Here is a 3160-nt window from a genome sequence, read left to right as displayed (position 1 = left end):
GCGGGGCTGGGGCCGGCGGCGCGGCCGTCCGCTGGGCAGGCGTCGGCAGCTCGGGGTCGGGCAGCTTGCCCTTCACCGACTGTACGAAAGCCATTGTCTGCGCGATCAGGAGATCGCGTTCTTTCATCCACTTCATGGCGCACCTTGAGCGCGCGGATTCCAGCAAAGCAACCGTGCGGAATCAAGCACTCGCCATCATGATGGTTGACGAAGACGCCTGTTTCACAGGTGCGGTGACATAATTGTGACATTCCCGGGGCGTGCGGAGGTCAACGCTGGCGGGGATTGGTGTTCGGGACGAACGGGGTACCGACGATCCGGACCGGCGCCTGACCGCCAGCCGGTGCCTGATTCGCGGCCGGCCGGGGCGCGGCGTTCGCCGGTGCGGGTGCCGGATCGAGCAGGGTAACGAGGCCGGCAGCGGCCACGCTCAGCAGCGTGAAGCTGCCCAGAAGCAGTAGATTGCGGTTGGCTTCGCGTACCCTCATGCGGAGAAAATCGCGTGAGGGGGCATAATGTTCCGAACAAATCCTCAGGCGTTTTCGCGCGGAGTTGGCCGCCGCTTGAGACAGTGCGTGAAGGGCAGGTCTGAAAGTTTGGGAGATTTGTCCGCGTCAGCTTCCTGACCTTAGTCGGTCCGGCCGGAGGGGCGGGTTCAGCCTAGTGGGCCGCCAGCGCAACGGGGGCTGGCTCGGCGCTGCGTGCCTCGATCAGGTCGGCGTAGCGGCCATACTCCTCGGCCATTTCGAGCAGCTTCTCACGCACCGAGGTGTCGGTGACCTGGCGGGCCAGCCGTCGCGCCTGATCGGACTGGAAGCGGTAATGTGCTGTGTCGGACATCGCGGGCTCCTCACACATGTGTAAGGGCCGTCCGGCAAAGGTTCATCGCCGCGTTATTGAAGGGTCTGGGACCGATCGGTCAGCGTGGCGGCTATCGTGCCCGCCTTGTCCTCGCGGACCTCGACCTCGAACCACCCCATCTCCTTCAGCTCGCGCGCCTTCTTCTCGGCCGCGTCTTCGCTGTCGCGCTTCAACACGATTTGGCTGGTGCCGTCCCGGGCAAGGATCAAATAGGTCATTGGCTGAGTCCCATCCGATATTCTGCATACCCCGTTTCGGGCTGCAAGAACAGAAACAAGGCGAGGGATGGGTGATGCTACGGGGATGCTCCCACGATTCCTGCCAAGGAGTAGGACGGCGGGCGCTGTTTCGGAACCCCGGTCACGCAGCGGGATCGTTGCCGCCGTTCGGCAAGCCGGTGAGATGGAGATAGGCGCTGCGACGTGACCCGCAGTAGCGCCAGTTCTGGCGATGTACTTCGCGTTGCTGTGTTCACTTCGTCCTTTCCGTTTGGCGTGCAACGCGTCGTGGCGTTGATCGAGGTGCATCGCGCCCTCGAAGCCGCACAGCATGCCGTGCGAGTGCGCGCGATCGATGACGTGAGGCATCTGCTGAAGACCGGAATAGTACGGTTCTCTCTGTACTTGTGGGCAATCAAGCGAAGCGCTTTGATTGAATCGCAACGACGTGCTCGGGTTGATTCCGGGGACGACGCGCGGCACAAGCCGTGTCGATATGGATGGAGGACTCGATGCCCAGGCACTTCGGTTTGAAGCCGACATCGGCAGCGGGACGGTCGGCGTTCACAGGGTCATCAAAAGATTTGCAGCAGCGGACTGCGGCGGCATCTGCGTCGAAGAACCATGCTCCGGCCAGTGCAGCATCGTCGAAGCTCGCTTCGCCATGCCCCGAGCTGCCCTATTCGCCAGCGAGCTGGCGCGGCTGCTGTGGTCGACGGTCGATCTCGGCGGACTGAACATCCGCGCGATGACGCGCGGCCGGCCACTGTTATGGCTGGGACAGTTCGTGCTTTTTCTCGCGCTTCAGGTCCATGCGATCGATACGTTCATCGATCAGTCGATTCAGTCTCTTGTCCCGCAGCGAATCCTTCCTGAACAGCCCGCCATGCAGGCGATAGGCGAGAAGGAGCAGGGCAACAGCGCCGCCCACGAGATAGTAGGACCAGTTCATCGTCAGAGCCGCGCCGTGGCAGCCTCACTTGTCGCGATAGAGCAAGCTTAGGGCTGTTTGCAGCGCCTTGTCCAACGCGATCCTCGGTCGCGCCGGCTGAACATGTTTCGAAACATCAATGGGATGTGACAATAGTGCGACAGAGAGGGCGCCGGTCACCGCGCCAAGCAGTGTGACCGGCGTCGGCCAGCAACCAGCACAGCGTCAGCTCAGTTGGAGCCCGCGAGGATGAACAGATTGTTGTAGACGGGCGTCGCAATGAAGGCGACCACATAGGCCATCTGGCGTTCGCTCTTGCCGCGCCAAAGCAGCCACATCATGAGATAGGTCAAACCCAGCTTGGCAACGAGCCACCATTCACCCAGCCACTCCTGGGTAAACCGCATGAACGGGTTCAATTCGCCCATTCCGCGCTGCAATATTTCGTTGGTGGTGATGAGATCCGAGTAGCCCATCAGCAGGGCACAGACCAACAGCATTGCCTTCAGCAGCGATGTTCTCGACCGCAATTGCTTTTCCGTCATCAGGTGTACGCCCGAATCTGCTCAGGTTCCCTGTTGCGCAATTTTGCGGAACTTTTCAGCGAGCGCAAGCCTCCACGACCGGCGGTCGATGCCATGCCCTCCAGACCGCACTGGAAAATTCGCCTTCGCCCGCGACGCGGTCCGAGAGGCTGATCCAGAGCCAACAGGCTGGGCATCCCGCACCAAGGTCAACGACCATCTCATTGATCCCAGTCGTGAAAAGCTGGTGCCGGCTGAGGGGATTGAACCCCCGACCTTCAGTTTACAAAACTGCTGCTCTACCGCTGAGCTAAGCCGGCGAAATGGCGTGATTTGCGGCTCGCATAGCAGACTTGGCCCGCCAGAGCCAGAACCTGCCGGTCCGAATCCACCGCCCGGCCTTGATCGGCCAGCAGCAAAAAAGCGGCCCAAAGGCCGCCTTTTGCGCCGTGAGCGGTTCGCCTGCGCTACTGGCAGGGATGCTGGCGGCCGTCGCTGCCGCGGAACCAGGTGCCGGGCGTGCAGACGAAACCGTTCTGCCGCGCATATTCCTCGCCGCCGATCGGGGCGCGGGCATAATAGTCGGGGCCGCCAAACGGGGCGGTGGCGATCGCAGCCGCGGTGCC

5 protein-coding genes and 1 tRNA gene are annotated in these 3160 nt (G+C 62.2%); 1 reads left to right on the top strand and 5 read right to left on the bottom strand.

All coding sequences use genetic code 11. From position 1 onward, the window contains the following. Nucleotides 1–269: 269 nt before the first annotated feature. The 3 genes from H8A95_RS42280 to H8A95_RS42270 form a co-directional block, all read right to left on the bottom strand. Nucleotides 270–488, bottom strand: coding sequence for a hypothetical protein (locus H8A95_RS42280; RefSeq protein WP_229188347.1), 219 nt, complete (start codon nucleotides 486–488; stop codon nucleotides 270–272). Nucleotides 489–660: 172 nt separating this feature from the next. Beyond that, the gene (locus H8A95_RS42275; protein WP_229188346.1) at nucleotides 661–840 is read right to left on the bottom strand and encodes a hypothetical protein; all 180 of its coding nucleotides are present in this window, start codon (nucleotides 838–840) and stop codon (nucleotides 661–663) included. Between the two features lie 53 nt (nucleotides 841–893). Next, a complete protein-coding gene (locus H8A95_RS42270; RefSeq protein WP_229188345.1) occupies nucleotides 894–1079 on the bottom strand; it encodes a hypothetical protein in 186 nt (61 codons plus the stop codon). A 433-nt stretch (nucleotides 1080–1512) separates the two neighbouring features. Between H8A95_RS42270 and H8A95_RS42265 the strand changes: the two genes are divergently transcribed. After that, nucleotides 1513–2082: a hypothetical protein gene (locus H8A95_RS42265; RefSeq protein ID WP_229188344.1), complete on the top strand. Its 570-nt coding sequence runs from the start codon at nucleotides 1513–1515 to the stop codon at nucleotides 2080–2082. A gap of 158 nt (nucleotides 2083–2240) precedes the next feature. Here the strand turns inward: H8A95_RS42265 and H8A95_RS42260 are convergent, their stop codons facing one another. Together H8A95_RS42260 and H8A95_RS42255 are read right to left on the bottom strand one after the other, a co-directional pair. After that, a complete protein-coding gene (locus tag H8A95_RS42260) occupies nucleotides 2241–2540 on the bottom strand; it encodes a DUF5658 family protein (protein WP_229188343.1) in 300 nt (99 codons plus the stop codon). Nucleotides 2541–2779: 239 nt separating this feature from the next. Then, nucleotides 2780–2854: transfer RNA gene (locus tag H8A95_RS42255), tRNA-Thr, on the bottom strand. Nucleotides 2855–3160: the final 306 nt, after the last annotated feature.

Source organism: Bradyrhizobium oropedii, from assembly GCF_020889685.1.
GTDB classification, from domain to species: domain Bacteria; phylum Pseudomonadota; class Alphaproteobacteria; order Rhizobiales; family Xanthobacteraceae; genus Bradyrhizobium; species Bradyrhizobium oropedii.
This window is presented reverse-complemented; position numbering and strand designations above follow the sequence as displayed.

Coding starts and splice junctions, on each gene's coding strand:
- H8A95_RS42280 (WP_229188347.1), bottom strand. CDS start 488: ATGAGGGTACGCGAAGCCAACCGCAATCTACTGCTTCTGGGCAGCTTC.
- H8A95_RS42275 (WP_229188346.1), bottom strand. CDS start 840: ATGTCCGACACAGCACATTACCGCTTCCAGTCCGATCAGGCGCGACGG.
- H8A95_RS42270 (WP_229188345.1), bottom strand. CDS start 1,079: ATGACCTATTTGATCCTTGCCCGGGACGGCACCAGCCAAATCGTGTTG.